Origin of the sequence: Nitrosomonas halophila, from assembly GCF_900107165.1 — a bacterium.
Lineage (GTDB): Bacteria > Pseudomonadota > Gammaproteobacteria > Burkholderiales > Nitrosomonadaceae > Nitrosomonas > Nitrosomonas halophila.
Window position 1 is genome coordinate 1 of sequence record NZ_FNOY01000029.1, and the last position, 21,669, is coordinate 21,669.

The window sequence follows — 21,669 nt, forward strand, 5'->3', positions numbered from 1 at the left end:
TCTTCTCAGAGATTGGGCGGGGTGCTCCACTATCACCGGCCATGGTCTTACAAAAGGCGCTTTCGGTTACCCACAAATTCTGCCGAGGAGCCAAATTTTGCAGGGTCGTAGGCTGGGGTGAGCTTGTGAATCTCAATGCGAATGCAAACCACGAATGGACACGAATGCACACGAATGCACACGAATTTTTATTGATAAGGCTGACTTTATTTGATGTATGGCATGCAGCGGGGTAAATGATTGCTGTTTGACCTGACGGACAAAAGGGGACGCTACCCTTTTACTCGTCCCCTTTTACCTTTCGATGCGGCGCTCGCCCAGAAGATGTCCGACCGGGCGGTGCGGGTGATTCAGGCGACGGAAGCCGGTGAGCTGCTGCCACGCGGCACAGCCTCCGCCAGCCACTTCGAGTGTAAGTTCTGCTCCTACGTGCAATGCTGCTGGGGAGGTGTGTGATGAGCACACCTATCCAGTTTCATTGCAGCGCAGCGAGCGCGGCCTCCGGGGCTTTGTCCAGCACCTTGAGCAGGGCTTTCGCCGCGCCCGTTGGGCTGCGCTTGCCCTGTTCCCAGTTGCGGATGGTTTCCAACGGCACATCGATCCGTTCAGAGAACTCCGCTTGGCTCAACCCTAGGCGCTTGCGAACTCGACGTGCGAATTTGGCTGCGTCCTGCATGGCCTCTGCCTCGTCGGCAGCGGCTTGCTTGGCGATGTCTGCCTCCGTCGTGGCATCCACGCGAGCAGGGTCGATGCGTCCTGTGGCCAACGAGGCCGGGACGGCGGGATCAATCGTCATGCGTACTGTCTTCATAGTGCTTGACCTCTCGTTGGTTGGCTTTTCGTGCCGAAATGATGCGGATGACGTCATGCCTGGGCGTGTAGACCACCACAAACAGGCGCTCTTCGATCTTGCCTATCAGTCGGTAGCGATCTTCGCCATAGCTGTGACGGGTATCCGCCTGGACCATACGGTCCGGGTCAAAGAAGGCTCTGGCGGCATAAGCGAAATCGAACCCGCGCTCGGCAAAGCACGCGTCGCTCTTGGCTTCATCCCATTCGAAATTCATGGTGCCATTGTAGTTCATTGGCCTACTTTCTTCAAGTTGGGAGGTGTGCGATGAGCACAGCTTCCAAGCGCGCCAGCGCACGCAAGACCTGCCGCACCGAGTGGGTGGAACGCTGGTCACCAGCCAAACCCATGGTCGGGCTGCAGGCCATCGAGAAGGTGTTGAACCGTCACACTTTCCTCGTGTGCCCGGAGTCCTGCAAAAGGGTGCATGCAAAAGGGGACGCTACCCTTTTACTCGTCCCCTTTTACTTCTTTTACCTAGTTCATCGACTGCCTCACCAACCTGATGAAACAGTTCGGCAGCGCAGTGGGCGCACCTGACCGAGTTGTGCGCGGCACGGCAGGTGAAGTACCTGCGCGGTGTGGGGGCGGTGAGGCGGGTGTTTGAGGGCAGGGCGGCTTGAACGGTGGTTTAGCCTTACCTGCACGTGGGTGACCCGGATGCGCTGGTTGTTGAAGTGGTGGGGTGAGAGGTGGTCATCGCTGCCAGACTGCTCGTTGCTGCCATCCGTCGGGGAAGCCCAATCGATCAAGTCGCACTCTCGGGTGTCGCGCAAGAAGGTCAGCCAGTCGCTCGCCCCATCGGCTGCCAGGCGCAACTACGCGAAGCAGGGCCGCGATCATGATGGCCTGGGCATAAAAGCGCGTCGTGTCCTGAAGGTCATCCGCCAAGTGCCGGGCGGCAACCGGCTTGATGGTGTAGACACGATTCCACAGCCGCTGATGGTGTGCGGCCAGATTGCGCACATAGGACAGTGCATGCAGCCACGAGCCAAACACGGCCCCGTCGAGGCCGAAGGCCTTGGCGATGGGTTTCTGGTTCTGGCGCGTCAAGTTTTTGAACGCATGGGAAACGGTGCCAAACGATAACGTTTCGAGGACCATCCACGAGGGCGGCAGCTCTGGCTCGCCGTATTTGTCGTAGTAGTGCTTGATGAAAATCTGGCGCATGGCGGCACGCGCGCTGTCGTGGCCAATGTCATCCTTCACGCGGCTGATGAACTGGGTATGCCTGAAACTGGGCACAAAATGCGCCGCCGCCATGAACCAGTGTGGCCCATGCAATTCGCTCATCGTTTGCGAGAGCAGCGCCCGAACAGCGACCTCGATGCGTTCGACCGCATCCATCACGGCCAGACGCAGCTTGCGGTCAAAAACGTAGAGATCGAGCATATCATCGAAGGTGGTGCCATCGAGGAAGCGGTGCAATCCATTCGCGTTGTAGGTCACCTGGAGCGGCAGCGCGTAGCCAGCCAGCCGGTAGTAACCCACGAAACGCAGGTAGTGCCGGGCAACCTCGTCGTCGGCGACCACCAGCCCACCCACGTTGCTTGAGCAGCGCGATCTGGGCGTCGACATCGATGGCAGGTTTGGTGAATTTCATGGGCAATAAAAAACCCGCCGGGGTGCGCTTGCATGCAGAGGCGTGGCGGGTGTTGTTAAGGCAAGTATACGGGAATTGAGTGCTTCGTCAAGTTCAAAGTGGCAATAGGGTCAGGTCTTTTTCTGATGTACATCAGGTCGGTGAAAAAAGTGGTGGGTTAGAAAAAGGCCTTGAGAATCAAAGTAACAATTCCGCCCAGTGCCAGTCCTATCATCCATTTGATCACGAGCAATTCCCGCTCAATCCGATTGACATCCACCTTGGTGGCTAACTGCGATTCCATTGCTTCAGACAAAGCAAGCGCAAGCGCCTCAGCTTCAGCCTTTGCCTGTGCTTCTGGTACCCCGGCGGCTTTGAGCCGCTCCACAAATTTCAGTGTGTCAAAAGTGACGGTTGCCATATGAATGCTGTGGATTAATGATTGATAGAGCAATATAACACAAGGGCTGTGGTTGGGGCGGGTTTGAGAACCTCAATACGAATGCAAACCACGAATGGACACCAATCCACACGAATTTTTATTGATAAGGCTAACTTTATTTCGTGCAAAAGGGGACGCTACCCTTTTACCTCTTTTACCTAGTTCATCGACTGCGTCACCAACCTGATGAAACAGTTCGGCAGCGCAGTGGGCGCACTTGACCGAGTTGTGCGCGCAGTATAGGGATCAGATCTTGTGTGAATGTATATCAGGTCAGTGAAAAGGTGCTGGTTAGAAAAAAGCCTTGAGAATCAAAGTAACAATTCCGCCCAGTGCCAGTCCTATCATCCATTTGATCACGAGCAATTCCCGCTTAATCCGATTGACATCCATCTTGGTGGCTAACTGCGATTCCATTGCTTCAGACAAAGCAAGTGCAAGCGCTCAGCTTCAGCCTTTGCTTCTGGTACCCCGGCGGCTTTGAGCCGCTCCACAAATTTCAGTGTGTCAAAAGTGACGGTTGCCATATGAATGCTGTGGATTAATGATTGATAGAGCAATATGACACAAGGGCTGTGGTTGGGGCGGGTTTGAGAACCTCAATACGAATGCAAACCACGAATGGACACCAATCCACACGAATTTTTATTGATAAGGCTGACTTTATTTGATGTATGGCATGCAGCGGGGTAAATGATTGCTGTTTGACCTGGCGGCAGATGTAATACAACCACGGTGGTTTTTAATATTCGTGTGGATTGGTGTTCATTCGTGGTTCCTAGAAAGAGAAGGGGTCAGATCTTGCCTAAATGTATGGCTGATCAGCTAAAAGGATGGTAGGTTGGGGTGAACTTGTGAATCTCAATGCGAATGCAAACCACGAATGGACACGAATGCACACGAATTTTTATTGATAAGGCTAACTTTATTTGATGTATGGCATGCAGCGGGGTAAATGATTGCTGTTTGACCTGACGGCAGATGTAATACAACCATAGTGGTTTTTAAGTATTCGTGTGGATTGGTGTTCATTCGTGGTTCCAAGAGGTTGCAAGCACAGAAGAGGCGACAGATCTTGCATTAACTTATTCTTGGTCAATGGAATTAATTCAAGCCGGTTTGAGCATTGATATCGGGCATTTCGCGCGTCTCTTGACGTAGTAAGGACTATTTCTTACCATGTCATTTCACTCTGATTTATAGGAGGTTCGTATGCCTGTTATTCGCGAAGTCGCTACCATCACGTCCAAGGGACAGATCACATTGCCCAAGTCCATCCGTCAGGCCTTGGGTGTGGACGTGGGGGGCAAGGTCGCATTTGATTTCACGGGCGACTGCGTGATCGTGACGCGTGTGCCTGACGCATCTCACGAAGATCCGGCTATCGGCAGTTTCCTGGCTCTCTTGGAAAAAGACATTCAGTCCGGCCGTCACGTCACAACCCTGCCCGATGACTTGGCGCGCTCGATGCTCGCTGCGCTCGGCAGGCGAGTGGATCTGAACGAAGATATCGAGGGCAGCGTAGCGCTGTGATTCAGCGGCACGGGTGGACTCTGCTGTTCCACGATTGCTTGGCCGAGCAGCTTCAAAGACTGAATGCCGCTGCTTCTCGCGCGAAAGCGCAAGATCCAGAGGGTTTCGAATCCAACGCCAGTGTCAAGCTGTTTGCCGCGTTGGCGGAATTAATCTTCGAGTCGGTTCCAAGCGATCCGAACCGGGGTGAGTACCGGCAAGGCAACACCATGGGTCCAGCGTTTCGGCATTGGCGCCGGGCCAAGGTTGGGCGGCGCTTTCGGCTGTTCTTTCGCTTTGATTCCAAGGCCAAGCTCATCATTTTCGCCTGGGTGAATGACGAGAACACCTTGCGTTCTTCAGGTGCCAAAACCGATCCTTATGCGATCTTTCAGAAAATGCTCAAGTCGGGCCATCCACCTGATGACTGGGATGCATTGCTGACTGCCAGCAAGTCCGGCTGGAAACGCTAAATCGTAAAAAATCGACCAAGGAACAGAGGGGCCGGATCTTGTGTCAGGCTTGCAGCCCTAACCACGAATGGACACGAATGCACACTAATTTTTATTGATAAGGCTGGCTTTATTTGATGTATGGCATGTAGCTGGGTAAATGATTGCTGTTTGACCTGGTAGCAGATGCGATACAACCTACAACCACGGTGGTTTTTAAATATTCGTGTGGATTCGTGTCTATTCGTGGTTCCAATAAGTTGCAAGGATGAAGAGGTCCAGTTCAAGAAGATGGCCAAGCTGGTTCTTGCGCTCACCGATGAGCAATTGCAACGGCTCATCGACAACGGTCAGTTTGAGGAGGTAATCAAAGATGCCTAAGAAATACAGCAGCGATGCCTTTGCCGCCATCCATGAAACAATGGAGACCCTGTGCGTGATTGGTGTTGTTGATAAGCAGACGATGCGCGAATTCGATGAAGCGTGTCTGACGCCGGTGCATGTGCTGGCACCGGAGGAGATCAAAGCAATCCGGCTGCGTGAGCACATCTCGCAGCCGGTGTTTGCACGTTATCTCAACGTTTCCAAGAACCTGGTCTCGGACTGGGAGCGCGGGGTCAAGAAGCCTGGCGGCCCCGCTTTGCGTTTGCTCACGATCATTCAGAAGAAAGGTCTGATGGCGATTGCGTGATGCTGCAAACCCTGCCGGGGGCACTACTAACCACGAATGGACACGAATGCACACTAATTTTTATTGATAAGGCTGGCTTTATTTGATGTATGGCATAAAGCAGAGTAAATGATCGATATCTGAGCTGGCAGCAGATGCAATACAACCACAGTGGTTTTTAAAATTCGTGTGGATTCGTGTTTCTAATCAACCATTAATAGCATGGAGAAGGAAAACTGTGGGGGCACAGTTGTGCCTGCTGCTGTTTTCCAAAGGTTGGGCTACTAGGAGGCTGTCCGAGAATAGACAGATCTACTGCGGACGAACCTGCCAGGCTGGATTTTCCGATCCTTTTCGTTGAATAGAACCACTATTCGCCTCAAATGATCGAAAAATCCCGCTCAGCCAGCTTCGCCCTCGCTACGATCGCTATTCTCGGACAGCCTCCTAGACGAATGTCGCTGCCGAGACGCCGAACCGTTTGCTCAGGGCTCGTACCTGACGGATATTGAGCTCGCGCTTGCCGGCCAGAATCTCTGACACTACGCCTTGGCTACCAATCTCGGGCAGGTCGCTTTGTTTTAAACCGTGCTGCGCCATCAAGAATTTCAGGGCGTGCGCGCCAGTGGTCTCGGGTAGTGGGTGGTGTTCGGCCTCGTAGTCTTCGATGAGATCGCCTACTATGTCGACCAGGCCCATGGCGGGATGGTTCTCGTCGCCTTGGGTTTCGTCGAGCAGGGCTTCGAGTATTTCGGTCATCCGCGCGTAGTGGGCTTCGTCACGGATAGAGGTGATGCCGGTGGCTGCACGGAACTGCTCCCAGAGTGGGAGCAGGCTCTTCACATTGATGGACGCATTCATGATTACCAGGTTCCTTTGTCGTAGTCACGGTGGGTGAGTACCGCTTTGATGTACACGATCTGCTTTCCAAACCGGATATAGGCGATCAGCCGGTATTTGTTGCCGCCGATGTCGAATACCGCCAACTCGCCGACCTTATCTACTGTATTGAAGACGGCCTTGAGTTCAGCCCAGTTGGCAAACCGGTTCTTTTCAATCACCCGCCGCCAGCCCTGCAAGGGCACTTCGGCCTGTGGATGGCTTGTAGCAAAGTCTCGCAGGGCGCTGTTGCTGATAATCTTCATGATACCAGTATATCTCATAATGAGATGAACGCAAATCGAAGTGATAGCGCGGCGTAGGTGTCTGATCTTGCGTTAACGCATTCCTGGTTAGAGCCGTAGGTTGGGGTGAGCTTGCAAGCCCCAATAACGAATGCTAACCACGAATGGACACGAATCCACACGAATTTTTATTGATAACGCTGGCTTTATTTGGTGCATGACATACAGCTGGGTAAATGATCGATATCTGAGCTGGCAGCAGATGCAATACAACCACGGTGGTTTTTAAAATTCGTGTGCATTCGTGTCCATTCGTGGTTGCCCTGGTATGGCCTGCGCCAGGATAACTCTCCCGGCACTCAGCCCTTTTCAGTGAATATTTCCGAAACTGATATTGCCGTCGTTCTTGAGAAACTCCAGATCGAGTTCACCATTCGGCGCTGCCGCCGGTGCCGTTTGGGCCTGTGCATGGGCCTGGGCCAGTTTGCCGAGTTTTGCCAGGTGTTGCATCGACAGCAATTGGCAATAAGCCACCGGCAAAGCGCCGGTTTTGCGCAATTCGGCGAAGGCTTCTTCCGGCAATGTATTCAATGCGGCTTCATCGATACGATGCAGTCCTTCGATGTTGCGCTCACCCGATTCAGTCTTCACCTTGATCGGCCATGGCTGGATCAGATCGTGTTTTTGCAGCACGGCACAAATTCGAACGGTTGCTTCGCGGTTGGCCTGCACATGCTCCAGGAAATTCAAGACATCCGCGACGGATTTTGAAGGGGTGCCGTCATCGTTGAAGAATAACTCGCCTTCCGCATCCGAAAGCAGGCCGCTTTCCTCATCGATACACAGCACCTGTTGGCCATTTTCCGTATTGGCCAGAGCGAACGGAAAGCTGCGGTAGGCAGCCGGAACGTAACCAGCAAGCCAGCGGCCATCCGGGGCGACCAGCAGATTCTTGCCGGGCGCCAGCCCCTGCATGGCCACCAGCGAAAAAGTCTGATCGGCCGCAATGAAACCGATCGGCAGATGCATGACGGCACTCGGCAACTCCTTCACGACCAGCGACGCCACCGCATCGGAAGCGGCGAACTGGTAAGAGGCGAAACGCTGCCAGCGCTTGGTGGTGTGGTGGGTTTTGGAAACTACTTGATAATTAGGCATATCTTCTCCTGTGTAACCTTTCTGGCTGGAATGAAAACAACGTTGCCAATCAAGGCATGAATAGCCAGTATACCCGACTGCTTCTTCCAGACGCCACCCGCCCAGGTATCGGTGAGCGCTTCATCGGTCCTCAGAAGCTGTTTGGAAACGTCAATGCCAGGTCAGTTTGCGCATCGCTTTGGCAGCTATGGCGATAGGGTTGCCGAAAAGCATCTGGATGGCCACGGCCCGTTGGGCATCGCCAAGATGATGGTTGAAATTGCGGATGACCATTGTTTTCTGCCGTCTTTGCGTGCGCAGCGAAGCAATCCAGCCGGGTGATTCCTGGAATCGGTGGCAGAAGTTATGTTTCAGGTTTCGCGATCGGGTTTGTTGGCTGCGGGAGGCGGGCTGGCAAGGTGTAGGAATTTGGCGATGCGCATCAGCAAGCCTTTGAGCAGGGCCCATAATTTGGGCAGCAGCCAGATGGCCAGGCCGATGAATGCGATGAACAGTCCGAGAAAGATCAGGGGATGATTGAGGGCAGCCCATAACCCGGCAAACACCATTGCATCTTCGCTGAGGGAGGCTGTCCAGTTGGAAGCGGGTTCGGGGGAAGTGTTGATCATCAGGCGTGTGCCGGCCTTGGTGGCATGGCTGGTAGCCGCGGCGCTGCCACCGAGGATGCCGGCCGTGATTTCCATCGCGGTCGATACATCGCCGACTGCACCGGCAGCCAGCATCGCGCCGGCCGGTATCCGGACGAAGGTATGCGCGGCATCCCAGACGCTGTCCAGGCCGGGTATTTTATCGGCGAAGAATTCGATCAGGTACATGACGCCTGCGGCGCCGATGACCAAAGGATTGGCGAGTATCGTCAGTTCGTCGGGCAGTGTGATGTTTCCGGTGGCGGCGCCAAGGCCGAGCATCAGCAGCGCGGCATACAGGTTGATGCCGCTCGCCCAGGATGCGCCCATGGTGAGCGCGAGGGTGGCGATCAGGGTATCGTAACTTTCCATGGCATGATTGAGGATTGTGGATTATTTCAGCAGGCGCCGGGCCTGCAGACCGGCACCGAGCAGGCCGGCCTTGCGGTTCATGATGACATGCACCGGGATTTCTTCGAGCAGGGATCTGAAGCGTCCCTTGTTGCGGAATGCCTCGATGAAACCGGGTTGCTTCAAAATGTCGATGATATAGGGCGCGATGCCGCCGCCAATGTAGACGCCGCCCCGGCACAGGCCGGCCAGCGCCAGATTGCCTGCATAGGCGCCATAGATTTCGCTGAATAACTGGAGTGCCTGCAGGGCGGTCGGGTGTTGGTGCTCGAATGCCAGGTGTGTGACAGTCGCGCCGTCGTCGGTATCGAGCGCGATGCTTTTCAGTTGCAGATCCTCGGTGACGCGTGTTTGCAGAAAATTGAAGATATGGGTTAATCCTTGTCCGGATAGTATCCGTTCGACCGAGACATGGGTATGCTTGGTCAACAGGTACTGCAGGAATTCGATCTGGAGCGGGTTGAGCGGTGCAAAATCAATATGTCCGGCTTCGGTGGCAAGTGGCTGGAAGTGTTGATCCTGCCGCAGCAGCCAGGCGACACCCATGCCAGTGCCCGCACCCAGAATGACGCGCATGGCGTCCGGGAAGGGTTTGCCGGCTTGCAGGGTGACGAGATCGTCTGTCGTCAGAATCTCGATCGACAAGGCCGCCGCCTCGAAATCGTTGAGGATTTGCACGGCTGGAATCGAGAACTGCCTGGCCAGCTGGGCTGCGTCCATCACCCAGGAAAGATTGGTCAGTTCCACCCGCTGCGCGACGATCGGCCCGGCCACTGCCAGGCAGAGCGCGGCGGGTTGGCACTTGGCGCGCTGCAGGAAGTCGCTGAAGATGTCCTCGAAATGTTGATGGGCGCGGCTGTCATAGCGGTATTCGCAGACCGGTTCGAGGTGTTGCCCCTGTAGCCGTGCGGCATGCAACAGGGTTTTGGTTCCACCGATGTCGCCGTAGATCAGATATTGAGTCATGGGTTATTCCATATTCGGAAGTTGCGGCAGTCTTGCCGATGGTAGCAAATCCTGCAATGACGAGTACAATAGATGCTTTATTTTCTGACGATAATACGCCAGCAAGCCGTCTTTGTGGGGGAACCACGAATGGACACGAATACACACGAATGATTGGGTGGGGGTGTTTGCTTTATTTGTTTTAATCATGAGGTGGGTGGATGGGCGATAGCCGGTCTGGTTCTGGTTGAAGTCAAGCCGCAGCAGTCAGCGTAGGGTGCACCCGTGCACCGTCAAACATCTGGCCCACGGCGGCCAGCCGCCGCGCAGCAAAAGCCGGTGCACGGGTGCACCCTACGGGGTGGCTGTTCCGCTACTGGTTTTGATAACCACGAATGATGTGGTGGGGTAAATGATTGGTAACGGGACAAATTTCAGACATCATGCAGCCAAAATGATTTTGAAAATTCGTGTGCATTGGTGTGCATTAGTGGTTGTTTGGAAGCGAATGGTGTGGACGCATCGAGGGTGGGTTACCGAATGACAGTCAAGCGTTGGGGGTATTGTGACAGGAATCAATAGCGCAAGTGATTTGCTGCTGAAAAGCACGCATCTGGAAATCGATCAAGTCGTGGCGGAGTTGCGCGCCGTGCGTACGGCTTCGCTGGAACAGCGGCAGGGTCATCTTCGGCCGCCCAGGTTGCCTTCACGCAAGATTCTGGCCGGGATCGCGGAAGGGTTGCGTGCAGCCTTGTTTCCCAACCGGCTGGGACCGGCTGATTTGGCTGCTGAGGGAGTCGATCATTATGTCGGTCACACCCTGAATTCAACATTGCGTGCTTTGTTGGTGCAGATTCAGCATGAGCTGCATTTCATTTCGGGCACCGAACATCTCGACAAGGCAGGGCATGAACAGGCTGCTGCCATCACGCAGGCATTTGCGAAGCGTCTGCCCGAGATTCGCAGGCTGCTGGATGACGATATCGTGGCGGCTTATGAGGGTGATCCTGCCGCGCATTGTATCGATGAGGTGCTGGTATGCTATCCCGGCATTGCGGCCATTACCTATTATCGCCTGGCGCATGAGTTATACCAATTGGGTGTGCCCCTGATTGCGCGCATGATATCGGAGATCGCGCATTCGATGACCGGGATAGAGATTCATCCCGGTGCGCAGATCGGGCGGCGCTTCTTCATCGATCACGGCACTGGGGTCGTGATCGGCGAGACAACCATTATCGGCAACAATGTCCGTCTGTATCAGGCGGTGACATTGGGTGCCAAGCGTTTTCCGGTGGACGAGCATGGTTCGCTGGTCAAAGGCATCGCCCGCCATCCGATTGTCGAGGACGATGTGGTCGTTTACGCCGGGGCGACGATCTTGGGGCGGATCACGATCGGGCGCGGTTCCACGATCGGCGGAAATGTCTGGCTGACGCGCAGCGTGCCGCCCAACAGCCAGATTACCCAGGCACAGATGCGAACGTAATCGCCGCTGCCGGCTGTCTGAATTGGTGGGTGGTGATGCTCAGCGGACAAACATGCCGCGTGCGCCCATCGGGTCGCCGCGTTTTCCGCCGGGCGTGAAGGCGTCGAACAGCAGGCGCAGGCCGATTTGCCCCCATACCTCGGCCGAACCGGTTCTGTTGCGGGTATGTTCATGCAGCTCGGGCTGGACGCCGACGGTCAGATCCAGGTTGACATAGTCGCTGGCCAGCCAGCGGAAGCCCATTTGGGCGGCTGTCTTGGGCGCGTGCAGATCGAGCGGGTCGCCGGCATATGCCTCGACGATCAGACGGATCTCTTCCTTGATCAGACCCGCATCCAGCCCGATGCCCCAATAGGGACGGTACTTGGCCGAGTGATTGCGCGATTTGTCCATGCGGGCGCCATAGTTGATATGGGTCATCAGCCAGTCGTCATACAGCCGCCAGGTCGTCATGCCAATCAGGTAGGCGCTGTTGCCGCGATCATGCAGATCGCCCACGCCCGCATCGAACGTGGCGCCGGCGCCGAGTGCAAAGCCGGGACGCCCATTCTTTTCAGCAGCCATGAGCAGCAGTTTGGGCTGCAGCACAGGGTTGGGCATGGCAAATTTTCCATTGCCACCTCGCGCCACGCCGCTGCCGACGATGATTTCGAGCCAGTCGTTGACTGTTGCACCTGCCATGAAGTTGACTGCGGGTGCAGGGTTCCAGGTACTGTCGGTATGGCCAACTTCCAGCCAGGATTCCACTTCGATTTGCCCGACATCGATGATGCGCGCGTCGTCCGTTACAAAAGGGCGGACCGCGTGGGCATTTTGCGGTAGCAGGGCGATGTGGATGAAAACGGCCGCAAACCCTAGCAGACTGCTGCAAAAAGAATAGCCAGGCAGTTGGGTCAATCTGCCTGGTTCTGTTCGTAGGGAGGTATCCAGTAGGCCGGAGATTTGCTTGGATAAGAAAAACATGTGATTTCCCTGAATCTGTTCATCGATAAGGTGGTATTGCCAAATATCTGCCGCCGGGCGTTTGCCGCGTATGCCATTTGCGGTTCTGAGTGACTGCCAATCAACCACGAATGGACACGAATACTCACGAATGTTTCAAAATCATTTTGGCTGCATGACGTCTGGAACTTGGCCCGTTGTCAATTATTTGCCTTGTCGCACGACAAAAACAAACAAAGTGAGCGCGACCACCCAATCATTCGTGTACATTCGTGGTTATAAAAACCAGTAGTGGAACAGCCGCCTGTAGGGTGCACCCGTGCACCGGCTGTTGCGGTGTGACGGCTGGCCGCCGTGGGCCGGATGTTTGACGGTGCACGGGTGCACCCTACGCTGATTTGTCCCGTTATCAATCATTTGTCCTGCTGCATGACAAACCACAAACAAAGTGAGCACTACCACCAAACCATTCGTGGTTAGCCTTGCCAGGCCGTTCTTGACTGCATGCGTATGATCGCATTCAATTATTGCAATTCTGTTACAGCGCTGCGTGGCAGGTGTGGCGGCATGTTGCATTCCAATGATAATTTTACCATTTAAGTCTTTTATGCACCGGCGCATGGTTGTTGCAGGTGTTTATCGGCCAGGAATATATTTCCGAGGCGATTTGCGCCGTATTTCAGTCAGGATAATAGGATGAATGCTTTCTTGAAAGGGTTGCCGGGAGCTGCCAAGGTGCAGGCGCATCAATGGTTTTTTCTGGCAGCCAGTGTGTATGCGCTTGGGATGGTGCCATTGGCGATGCTCGCTCGGCATGGTTATGGGCCAGTGGCGCTGGCTACGCCGGCCGGTCACGCCTATGAGATGCTGTTCGGTTTTGCGCTGGCGCTGATTGCGGGCTATTTGCTGGGTCCGATGCCGGCTCGCCGGCTTGCCGGGTTCCTGTTTGTCTGGCTGCTGGCGCGGATAACCGGTTTGATCGCGCCGCTTGAGTGGCCGACTGTGCTGGTTAACGCGCTCTTTGTCGGGTTGCTTGCCTGGCATATGCTGCCGCGTCTATGGGTGGCGAAGAAATGGCGTAACCGTCTTCTGGCGCCCCTGCTAGGGCTGATCTGTGCAATGACTGTGCTGATTGCGCTGATAGGCCACCTCGATTACCACTTGCTGGCGCGCGCTTTTCTGGATGAAAGCGTGCTGCTGTTTGCCTTGCTGATGTTGTTCATGGGGGGGCGCATGCTGGCGCCGGCGGTTGCGGGCGAGTTTTATCGGCAGGGCAAGGAGTTGGAGGCAAGAGTGCAGCCGCATATCGAGGCGGCTTTGATTGTGACTGTTGTGGCCGCTTTTGCGCTCGCGCCGCTGACGGCTTCCGTATCGGGCCTGCTGCTGTGCACGAGCGGCGTGCTGGCCGGCGTGCGTTTGCTGCGCTGGCAATTGTGGCGTTGTCTGGCGCGGCCCGATCTGATTTGCCTCGGTGTCGGCTATGGCTGGCTGGCGCTGGGGTTGCTGCTGCTGGGGTGGGTCAAGCTCAATGGCGGGGCGTATTTCAGTACCGCCGTGCATGCGCTGACGGTGGGCGCGCTGGGCACGCTGGCTGCCAATGTCATCGTGCGCGTGACGTTGCTGCAGGTGAAGCAATATCCTTCGCGTATCCAGCCGATTGTCATGCTGACCGCTTGCATGTCAGCCGCTGCGATCCTCCGTATCGGCGCCGATTTGAGCCCGCATCGGGAATGGTTGCTGATGCTGGCCGCGCTGGCCTGGAGCGGCACTTTTCTGCAGGTTCTGATCATTCAGCTGGATTGCCGGGCTTATGTGTCGTCACATCGTAAGTTGTTACGGGGTGGCGTGGGTTGAATTTTGGTGAGAGTGTGTGAACACATCCCATGTCATTTTGGAGAGATGCATGCCAGGTCCCATGCGGCGTCTTCCCGGCACTCAATCGCTGATAGAGTAGTATACAAATGGAAACGATCGAAAATGCTATGCTATGCTATATTATGTTTCTATCTTGCTTGATATTAAATCTCGCCTAGGCCGGTTACCGGCTGTCGTATCATAAACTTCTCTTAACGAATGGTCATTATCAGTTTTCTGGGTTTTTACAGTTGCTTGCAGATATGTTCGCTTGCAAGTGGCTGTAGATGTTTTTCAACAAATTGCCGCACACAAATCGCAAGCCTTGGGCTGCCTATCCAGGGTAATCCGGCAATTTTCAAATGAGTACTATTTTTTTTGTTTTGCGGGGAATTTTTAAGCCGGGATTTTTATTTTGCCTATGCATTTTGATTGCATCGCTGGATCTGGCGCATGCGGCCAGCGGTAAATATACGATTGAAGCGATTCAGCGTATCGGACTGCAGGCCAACGGTCTGATGCAGGCCGCTCGTGCCCAGGTCGATATCGCGGAAGCGGATGTCGTCAGCGCGGCGGCACTTCCCAATCCTGAAGTGACTGTGATGGCCGGCCCCGATAGCCCACGCTTGCCGGAGATCGATACCGGTCCGGCTTCCATGCAGCGCCAGGTGACGGTCAGCCAGCCTTTGGAAAATCCATTTGTTCGCAGTGCCCGGATCGGTTCGGCGCAAGCCGGTGTTGAAGCCAGCCGTGCCAATCTGGAGCAAGTACGCGCGGATCTGGCGGCCCAATTGCGGGTGCGCACTTACGAGTTTCTGTTGCGGCGCGGGCTGGCGGAGATGGAATCCGATATTTTCAACCTGATGCAGGAAATTCAGCGTCGCATCAAGCTGAGCGTAGATGTCGGTGAGGTGGCGCGTTTCGAATTGATCCGGGCCGATACCGAGGTCATGACTGCCGCCAGCAGAAAGGAGGCGGCCATGCTGGATACCGAGCGTGCGCGGATCGCCTTGTTGCAATTGACCGCCGGCGCGCTCGAGCAAGGTTTCGATATCGAGGCGTCGCTGACCGATCCGGTCGAGTTGCCGTCGCTGGACGCGTTACGCGCGGATTTGCCCGGCAGCAACCCGGAAATTCTGCGCCTGGAAGCCGAGCGGGACCGCGCTTCCTTGCGGATCGAGCAGGAACGGGCAGCGGTGCTGCCTTCGGTCGACATTCTGTATAGCAATTATCAGGACAAGCAATTCACTTCCAATACAGTCGGGTTGAGCTTGCGAATACCTTTGTTCTATCGCCGCAGCGGGGAAATCAATGCGGCGATTTCAGATGCCGCCCGGGTGCGCGAGACGCTCGATTATCGCCGTTTCGAGGTCGTGCGCCTGCTCGAATCCGCCTGGCAGACGATGGAAATAGCCAGGCGCCGAGTGGAGATGTTTGAAGGGGGCATCGTGCGTGAAGCCGAATCCGCCTTGCGTGTGGCGGAAACCGCTTTTCGCCTGGGGGAGAGGGGGTTTATCGAGGTACTGGATACGCAGCGGGTATTGCGCAACGCGCGTTCCGAATTATTGCAGGCCCGATTTGAATTACAGGCTGCTGCTGCCGAAATTGACCGGTTGCGCGCCCATTATCCAAAGGATTAGTTTTCCTGAATGAATACTCAATGGCAGTTTTTATTTTTTGTTCTGGTTGGGTGCTCGTTGCTGCTGGGTTGCCAGCAGGATAGCGGCCCGGCGCAGCCCCAGCTCCAGCCGGCTCTCGCTGGCGGCACCCCGCAAACCGGGACAGTTGAAGATGATGACCCCAATACCATAGTCCTCCGGCCCGAGATGCGCCAATGGATTGAAACCGGGCATCCGTTCGTAACCGATATAGCCGAGAAACTGCATGTGCCGGGGCAGATCAAGGTGCACGAGCAGCGGCTGGTGCGGGTGGGTGCGAGTTTCACCGGCCGGATCGTCGATGTTTATGTGCAGCTTGGCGACAGCGTCGAAGCGGGAACAGAGCTGGCGCGAATCGCCAGCCCGGAGCTGACGCAGGCCCAGTTGGCTTATTTGCGCGCGCATTCCCTGGCCATGCTGGCTGAGCGCGCTGCGGCTCGTGCCAAGCAATTGTTTGCCGGAGATGTGATCAGCGCAGCCGAGCTGCAGCGGCGCGAATCGGAATCGCAAGTGGCGCGCGCCGAATTGAGTGCGGCCAAGGATCAGTTGCGGCTGCTTGGCGTGGATAACGGGGCGATGAATGATCTGGTCAAGCGGGGACAGATTCTGCCCTCGGTCATGATCAAGGCGCCGCACAGCGGCACGATCATTGAGCGTAATGTGGCACTGGGGCAGGTTGTGCAGCCATCCGATCAGCTGTTCACCCTGGCGGATTTGTCGGTTGTCTGGGTAGTGGGAGATGTGCCCGAATATACCGCCGATTTTGTCATGCAGGGGCAGCAAGTGGAAATTCGCGTGCCGGCACTTGGGAATATCAGTCTGGACGGAACCATTATTTTTGTGGCCGATATTGTCAATCCGCTGACGCGGACCGTGACCGTGCGCACCGAGGTGGATAATCCGCAGCGGAAGCTGAAACCCGATATGCTGGCGACGGTGCATATTACCGAACATGCGCATGCGCAGCTGGTGATTCCGGTCGGCGCTGTCGTGCGCGAGAACAATCGTGATCATGTGTTCGCGGCCCGGGACGAGAAGCATTTCACTTTGGTGCCGGTTGAACTCGGGGAGGCGGTCAACCAGCTGCGGCCTGTTCACGCGGGACTGGCCACGGATCAGACGATCGTAGTGGAGGGGGCTTTTCATTTGAACAACGAGCGCAAGCGTACCGATCAGGAGTAGGCCATGTTGACTGCGCTGGTGCGTGCAATGTTGAGACAACGCCTGGTTGTGGTGGTGGTGGCGTTGATTTTGATGGGATTTGGGTTGCGTGAATCGCAGCGTCTTTCAATCGATGCTTTCCCTGATGTGACTAATGTCCAGGTGCAAATTGCCACGGAAGCAATAGGACGCAGTCCGGAGGAAATCGAGCGGCTGGTAACGGTTCCGCTGGAAATCGCGATGACCGGTTTGCCGGGCTTGGAAGAAATGCGTTCTCTGAACAAAAGCGGGCTGTCTATCATTACATTGGTATTTACCGACCAAACCGATGTTTATTTCGCCCGCCAGATGGTGATGGAGCGGTTGCTGGAAGCGGCCACCCGAATGCCGCCCGGCATCACACCTGTGCTCGGGCCGGTTTCGACCGGTTTGGGAGAGGTCTATCAATACACGATCGACCATCCCGATGACGGGGAGCGTGCGCTCACCGTCGAGGAACTGACCGAGCGCCGTATCGTGCAGGACTGGGTCGTCCGGCCGATGCTGCGATCGATTCCGGGCGTGGCGGAAATCAATTCACAGGGCGGCTATGTCAAGCAATACCAAGTACTGGCCAATCCGGATAAATTGCGTCACTACAACCTGACCCTGGGACAGGTCGAGCAGGCGATTGCCAACAATAACGCCAATGCCAGTGGCGGGATCCTGCCCGCAAATGCCGAGCAGTTTCTGGTGCGAGGGGTGGGCCTGATCCGTACACTGCAGGATATCGGCAATATCGTACTGGCTGAAGAAAATGGTGTGCCGATCTTCGTGCGCGATGTGGCGGAAGTGAAGCTGGGCACGGAAGTCCGGGCCGGTGCGGTCATCAAGGGCGGCTATACGGAATCGGCTTCCGGCATTGTACTGATGATTCGGGGGGGTAATGCCAAGGAGATCGTGGAACGGGTGAAGGCCAAGGTGGCCGACATCAATGCGCGCAATCTGTTGCCGGACGGACTGAAGATCGTGCCTTATTATGATCGTACCGACCTGGTCGATGCGGCCTTGTGGACGGTCAGCAAGGTGCTGATGGAAGGAATTTTCCTGGTCGTCGTTATCCTGTTTGTTTTTCTTGGCGATGTCCGTTCCAGCCTGATTGTGGTGGCGACGCTGGTAATTACGCCACTGCTGACTTTTATGGTTATGAACCATCAAGGCATTTCGGCCAACCTGATGTCGCTCGGCGGGCTTGCGATTGCCATCGGGTTGATGGTCGATTCCACGGTTGTGGTGGTGGAGAACGTGTTTCATCGCTTGGGACATATGGCCAATACAACGGCATCGCGATTGCAAACGATACTCGATGCGGTGGTCGAAGTAGGGATACCGGTGATTTTCGGTATTTGTATCATCATACTCGTGTTCCTGCCCTTGATGACTCTGCAGGGGATGGAGGGCAAGCTGTTCAGTCCGCTGGCATTCACGATTGCCATTGCTCTGGCGATTTCGCTGATCGTTTCCCTGACGCTTTCGCCAGTGCTTTGTGCCTATATCCTGAAAGGCGGAGCGGATCGCGATACCCGTATCATTGCCAGGTTGAGAGCTGCCTATCGCTATCTGCTGCACAGCGCGCTGCAGAACAGGAAAGTGACCATTCTGCTGTCGCTCGGGCTATTGATGCTGTCTGTTTCCCTTTTTCCTTTCCTGGGAAAGTCGTTCATCCCAACCTTGCAGGAAGGTGCGCTGACGCCCCAGATTAACCGGGTCGCATCGATTTCGCTGGCCGAGGCGGTTGCGATGGAGATGGATGCGATGAAGGCCGTTTCACGTGTGGCGGGTGTGAAAAGCGTTGTTACCAAGCTCGGGCGCGGCGAATCACCGGCCGATCCGGCCGGTCAGAATGAATCCGATCCGATCGTGACGCTCGATCCTGATGCCGGACGGACTCAGGATGAAATCGACGACGAAATCCGGGCGCTGCTGGAAGTGTTGCCCGGTGTCAACATCGTTTTGTCGCAACCGATTGCCGAACGGGTTGACGAAATGGTGACCGGGGTGCGGTCACAGATCGCGGTCAAGATTTTTGGGGATGATCTGGACACGCTGCGCGAATTGTCAGAACAGATCGCGCGGATCCTGCGCGATATCCCCGGTGCGCGCGATATTCGTATCGAACGCCTTTCCGGGCAACAGTCCCTGACGATTGATGTCGACCGCAACGCGATCGCGCGCAATGGCATCAATGTAGCCGATGTGCATGAGTTGATCGAAACGGCTATTGGCGGCCGCGAGGTCACCCGCTTGTTTGAAGGCGAGCGGCGGTTTGCGATCCTGCTGCGTTTTCCGGAAGCATTCCGCAACAGCGTGGAGACGATACGCAACCTGCTGTTGCGTGCGCCCGACGGGGCCATGGTGCCTTTGTATACAGTGGCTGATATCCAGATTGTCGATGGGCCTGCCCAGGTTTCCCGCGAAGATGCCAAGCGCCGTGTGGTAGTCGGCGCGAATGTCGAGGACCGTGATCTGGGCGGGTTTGTAGCGGAAATCCAAGAGCGTATTGCCCGGGAAGTGGAATTGCCCAGCGGTTATTTCTTTGAGTGGGGCGGGCAATTCGAAAACATGGAGCGTGCCATGGCTACGCTTGCGGTGATCGTGCCGCTCACCATTGCCGCGATTTTCTTTCTGCTGTTTTTGCTGTTCAATTCCATCAAGCTGGCCGGGCTGATCATTCTGGTGCTGCCGTTTGCCTCGATCGGCGGTGTGATTGGATTGTTCCTGACCGGAGAATATCTGTCGGTTCCGGCTTCGGTTGGCTTCATCGCGTTATGGGGCATTGCGGTTTTGAATGGCGTGGTGCTGATTTCCTATATCCGTAAGTTGCGTGATGAAGGTGTCAGTGTCAAAGATGCCGTGGTGCGCGGCTGCGAGCAACGCTTCCGGCCGGTGCTGATGACGGCCACTGTCGCAATGCTGGGATTGGTGCCATTTCTGTTTGCCACCGGACCGGGCTCCGAAGTGCAGCGGCCGCTGGCGATTGTGGTAATCGGTGGGTTGATTACTTCGACCTTGTTGACGCTGGTTGTGCTGCCTGTCTTGTACCGCTGGTTTGATGAACCGCCGTTGCAGCATGCGTGACCAGACCTGATTGAACGTCTGAGGGGGCGTGAACGTATCCTGCACGCTGGCAGGGTACGTTCACGCATCAGGCAATTACATTATTGCCTGGTGGGGGTGGAGAGAGGCTTTTTGTGAGAGGGAGAATGATGTGGATGGTTTTTCTTCAGCAGTATAGGGCACGCGGGCTGGTCCAGCGTTCGCGTTTATAGCGTTGCCAGGCGGATTCCTTTCTGGCGGCGTGCCCGATGGCTTGCAATACGCTGTCCAGGTTGACCGGTTTGGGTCTGGTCGCGACATAGCCAGTCAGGTTGACGCCCCAATGCAGCCTACTGCTTTGGTAGAGCGACCAGATTTCGGTTGCATAGTCGGTGTATGCGAGTTCGGGGGCAAAGCGGCTGAAGAAGGCTGTGATATTGTGGATGTCCCGTTTGAGTAGCATTTGCGCATTGCTGTTGCTGGCCGCGTGCACGGCCTGCGGGAAATCGATGATGACGGGTCCCTGTTCGCCCAGCAGCACGTTGTATTCGGACAGGTCGCCGTGTATGATGCCGCTGCAAAGCATGCGCACCACTTGTTCGATCAGAAAGCTGTGATAGTGTCTGGCTTGCTCGGCGGTCAACGTCAGTTGGTTCATGCGCGGAGCTACGTTGCCGTCGCTGTCGGTGATCAGCTCCATCAGGAGCACGCCTTCGAAAAAATTGTGAAATCGGGGGGTCTGGACGCCGGCCATGGCCAGCCGGCTCAAGGTATCCACTTCGACGCTGTGCCAAGCATCTTCCGGGGTCATCCGGCTGGCGCTGCTTCTTCTTTGCAGGGCGCGCGTGCGGCGGCGATTGCCGAACATGCGGCCTTCGGTATAGTTGGCGCTGTGGCGGAAATTGCGCCTTTGTTTTTCCTTATATACTTTGGCGCACCGGTATTCTTCTCCGCATTGCACGACATATAGCATCGCTTCCTTGCCGCTCATGAGTTGGCAAATGACTGAGTCGACCAGTCCTTCCTCGACCAGTGGTTCTATTCTGTTGGGTGTTTTCATGAATTTTTCGCTCTCCTGTCTGTGAGTGAATGCGCTATCAAGCCGGGAGATGGTGCGTCGCGCTAGTTGAGCTGAAATCTGGCTGACTTGCTGCGGCGCCATTCTGCATCCGGCAGGGACATCTGTCTGGCCAGGACTGTCCTGTCACGGGTATCGATTTGTTGTGCCGCGCCAGCCGGTTTGCTGTCATGGACTGGATCGATACCGGAATTCCCGGTTGGGTTTACCTGAGACATGTTTTCTTTCAGTTTGGGAATCATGTGGCCATCTCCTTGAGAAAGATCATCGAGGCTGTCACTGCCTGCGACTTGAAATGCATTGTAAAGAGAAAAAAATTATTTTGGAATGCGACATATTGTCGCGCGACAATATGTCGCACCTTGATTTCGTTGACAAAAACGGCGACCCGGTTGGTTCCGGAGTCGGCCGTGATTGCGTTCCAGTGGGCGGCATCCCGCTGCCGCTGTGCGCTATGGGCAAGTACACAAGGAACGAAACTCACTCTGTCCTATCCACAATAAAAGTGTGATTGATTGTTCTGGTGAGGTATTTCTGTTCGCCGTTTTTCCATGCAAACTGGCCCTTATCCTTATAATAGGCGGGCATCGTTACATGATTGTGACGAATCCCGATCGGGGTTTTGCCGCGAAGCGTCAGC

Annotated in this window: 25 protein-coding genes; 11 read left to right on the forward strand and 14 right to left on the reverse strand. The window is 55.5% G+C overall.

Annotation, left to right across the window (positions count from 1 at the left end; genetic code table 11):
- Positions 1-475: 475 nt before the first annotated feature.
- A complete protein-coding gene (locus BLV85_RS08070; RefSeq protein ID WP_090414076.1) occupies positions 476-811 on the reverse strand; it encodes a helix-turn-helix domain-containing protein in 336 nt (111 codons plus the stop codon).
- The gene (locus BLV85_RS08075; protein ID WP_218132792.1) at positions 786-1,085 is read right to left on the reverse strand and encodes a BrnT family toxin; all 300 of its coding nucleotides are present in this window, start codon (positions 1,083-1,085) and stop codon (positions 786-788) included. Before BLV85_RS08075 ends, BLV85_RS08070 begins: the two co-directional genes overlap by 26 nt.
- Before the next feature lie 32 nt (positions 1,086-1,117).
- Between BLV85_RS08075 and BLV85_RS14860 the strand changes: the two genes are divergently transcribed.
- Complete coding sequence (locus BLV85_RS14860) at positions 1,118-1,390, forward strand: hypothetical protein (protein WP_143032304.1); 273 nt, start codon at positions 1,118-1,120, stop codon at positions 1,388-1,390.
- Between the two features lie 156 nt (positions 1,391-1,546).
- On the opposite strand, the gene BLV85_RS08080 is transcribed toward BLV85_RS14860, so the two are convergent.
- The 3 genes from BLV85_RS08080 to BLV85_RS15810 form a co-directional block, all read right to left on the reverse strand.
- Complete coding sequence (locus BLV85_RS08080; protein ID WP_090414078.1) at positions 1,547-2,428, reverse strand: Abi family protein; 882 nt, start codon at positions 2,426-2,428, stop codon at positions 1,547-1,549.
- A gap of 182 nt (positions 2,429-2,610) precedes the next feature.
- Positions 2,611-2,853: a DUF1640 domain-containing protein gene (locus tag BLV85_RS08085; protein WP_090414080.1), complete on the reverse strand. Its 243-nt coding sequence runs from the start codon at positions 2,851-2,853 to the stop codon at positions 2,611-2,613.
- Between the two features lie 312 nt (positions 2,854-3,165).
- Entirely contained in the window at positions 3,166-3,291 is a 126-nt protein-coding gene (locus BLV85_RS15810) for a hypothetical protein (RefSeq protein ID WP_281245736.1), read from the reverse strand.
- 795 nt (positions 3,292-4,086) lie between these two features.
- On the opposite strand from BLV85_RS15810, the gene BLV85_RS08095 reads away from it, so the two are divergent.
- The 4 genes from BLV85_RS08095 to BLV85_RS08110 all read left to right on the forward strand — a co-directional run bounded on the left by BLV85_RS08095 (position 4,087) and on the right by BLV85_RS08110 (position 5,529).
- Positions 4,087-4,407 (forward strand): type II toxin-antitoxin system PrlF family antitoxin, encoded by a 321-nt coding sequence (locus BLV85_RS08095; protein WP_090414081.1) that lies wholly within the window; start codon positions 4,087-4,089, stop codon positions 4,405-4,407.
- Entirely contained in the window at positions 4,404-4,859 is a 456-nt protein-coding gene (locus BLV85_RS08100) for a type II toxin-antitoxin system YhaV family toxin (protein ID WP_425433795.1), read from the forward strand. Before BLV85_RS08095 ends, BLV85_RS08100 begins: the two co-directional genes overlap by 4 nt.
- A gap of 225 nt (positions 4,860-5,084) precedes the next feature.
- Positions 5,085-5,219 carry a type II toxin-antitoxin system RelE/ParE family toxin gene (locus BLV85_RS15445; protein ID WP_218132793.1) on the forward strand — a complete coding sequence of 45 codons (135 nt, stop codon included), beginning with the start codon at positions 5,085-5,087 and terminating at the stop codon, positions 5,217-5,219.
- Positions 5,212-5,529 (forward strand): helix-turn-helix domain-containing protein, encoded by a 318-nt coding sequence (locus BLV85_RS08110; RefSeq protein WP_090414083.1) that lies wholly within the window; start codon positions 5,212-5,214, stop codon positions 5,527-5,529. The genes BLV85_RS15445 and BLV85_RS08110 overlap by 8 nt, the downstream gene beginning before the upstream one ends.
- A gap of 426 nt (positions 5,530-5,955) precedes the next feature.
- Here BLV85_RS08110 and BLV85_RS08115 read toward each other — a convergent pair whose 3' ends face one another.
- From BLV85_RS08115 to BLV85_RS08125, 3 genes are all read right to left on the reverse strand, one after another.
- Positions 5,956-6,369 (reverse strand): helix-turn-helix domain-containing protein, encoded by a 414-nt coding sequence (locus tag BLV85_RS08115; RefSeq protein WP_090414084.1) that lies wholly within the window; start codon positions 6,367-6,369, stop codon positions 5,956-5,958.
- A 2-nt stretch (positions 6,370-6,371) separates the two neighbouring features.
- Positions 6,372-6,653: a type II toxin-antitoxin system HigB family toxin gene (locus BLV85_RS08120; RefSeq protein ID WP_090414086.1), complete on the reverse strand. Its 282-nt coding sequence runs from the start codon at positions 6,651-6,653 to the stop codon at positions 6,372-6,374.
- Positions 6,654-7,001: 348 nt separating this feature from the next.
- Positions 7,002-7,790, reverse strand: coding sequence for a SapC family protein (locus BLV85_RS08125; protein ID WP_090414088.1), 789 nt, complete (start codon positions 7,788-7,790; stop codon positions 7,002-7,004).
- 153 nt (positions 7,791-7,943) lie between these two features.
- Between BLV85_RS08125 and BLV85_RS15185 the strand changes: the two genes are divergently transcribed.
- Positions 7,944-8,111 (forward strand): hypothetical protein, encoded by a 168-nt coding sequence (locus BLV85_RS15185; protein WP_176973976.1) that lies wholly within the window; start codon positions 7,944-7,946, stop codon positions 8,109-8,111.
- A 29-nt stretch (positions 8,112-8,140) separates the two neighbouring features.
- On the opposite strand, the gene BLV85_RS08130 is transcribed toward BLV85_RS15185, so the two are convergent.
- Positions 8,141-8,788: a DUF4126 domain-containing protein gene (locus BLV85_RS08130; RefSeq protein ID WP_090414091.1), complete on the reverse strand. Its 648-nt coding sequence runs from the start codon at positions 8,786-8,788 to the stop codon at positions 8,141-8,143.
- 21 nt (positions 8,789-8,809) lie between these two features.
- Positions 8,810-9,793, reverse strand: a complete 984-nt coding sequence (glk, locus tag BLV85_RS08135) for a glucokinase (protein ID WP_090414093.1) — start codon at positions 9,791-9,793, stop codon at positions 8,810-8,812.
- Positions 9,794-10,337: 544 nt separating this feature from the next.
- Here glk and epsC point away from each other — a divergent pair.
- Positions 10,338-11,261, forward strand: coding sequence for a serine O-acetyltransferase EpsC (epsC, locus tag BLV85_RS08140; RefSeq protein WP_090414095.1), 924 nt, complete (start codon positions 10,338-10,340; stop codon positions 11,259-11,261).
- A gap of 39 nt (positions 11,262-11,300) precedes the next feature.
- On the opposite strand, the gene BLV85_RS08145 is transcribed toward epsC, so the two are convergent.
- Positions 11,301-12,332: a hypothetical protein gene (locus BLV85_RS08145; RefSeq protein ID WP_090414097.1), complete on the reverse strand. Its 1,032-nt coding sequence runs from the start codon at positions 12,330-12,332 to the stop codon at positions 11,301-11,303.
- Positions 12,333-12,899: 567 nt separating this feature from the next.
- On the opposite strand from BLV85_RS08145, the gene BLV85_RS08150 reads away from it, so the two are divergent.
- From BLV85_RS08150 to BLV85_RS08165, 4 genes are all read left to right on the forward strand, one after another.
- Positions 12,900-14,057 (forward strand): NnrS family protein, encoded by a 1,158-nt coding sequence (locus BLV85_RS08150; protein ID WP_090414098.1) that lies wholly within the window; start codon positions 12,900-12,902, stop codon positions 14,055-14,057.
- Positions 14,058-14,485: 428 nt separating this feature from the next.
- Positions 14,486-15,697 (forward strand): TolC family protein, encoded by a 1,212-nt coding sequence (locus BLV85_RS08155; protein ID WP_245725142.1) that lies wholly within the window; start codon positions 14,486-14,488, stop codon positions 15,695-15,697.
- Between the two features lie 9 nt (positions 15,698-15,706).
- Positions 15,707-16,897, forward strand: a complete 1,191-nt coding sequence (locus BLV85_RS08160) for an efflux RND transporter periplasmic adaptor subunit (RefSeq protein WP_090414103.1) — start codon at positions 15,707-15,709, stop codon at positions 16,895-16,897.
- Between the two features lie 3 nt (positions 16,898-16,900).
- Positions 16,901-19,993: an efflux RND transporter permease subunit gene (locus tag BLV85_RS08165; protein WP_090414107.1), complete on the forward strand. Its 3,093-nt coding sequence runs from the start codon at positions 16,901-16,903 to the stop codon at positions 19,991-19,993.
- A 145-nt stretch (positions 19,994-20,138) separates the two neighbouring features.
- On the opposite strand, the gene BLV85_RS08170 is transcribed toward BLV85_RS08165, so the two are convergent.
- The 3 genes from BLV85_RS08170 to BLV85_RS08180 all read right to left on the reverse strand — a co-directional run bounded on the left by BLV85_RS08170 (position 20,139) and on the right by BLV85_RS08180 (position 21,513).
- The gene (locus BLV85_RS08170; protein ID WP_090414109.1) at positions 20,139-21,011 is read right to left on the reverse strand and encodes a PA4780 family RIO1-like protein kinase; all 873 of its coding nucleotides are present in this window, start codon (positions 21,009-21,011) and stop codon (positions 20,139-20,141) included.
- Between the two features lie 62 nt (positions 21,012-21,073).
- Complete coding sequence (locus BLV85_RS08175; RefSeq protein ID WP_090414112.1) at positions 21,074-21,271, reverse strand: hypothetical protein; 198 nt, start codon at positions 21,269-21,271, stop codon at positions 21,074-21,076.
- Positions 21,268-21,513, reverse strand: a complete 246-nt coding sequence (locus BLV85_RS08180) for a hypothetical protein (RefSeq protein ID WP_090414114.1) — start codon at positions 21,511-21,513, stop codon at positions 21,268-21,270. Before BLV85_RS08180 ends, BLV85_RS08175 begins: the two co-directional genes overlap by 4 nt.
- Positions 21,514-21,669: the final 156 nt, after the last annotated feature.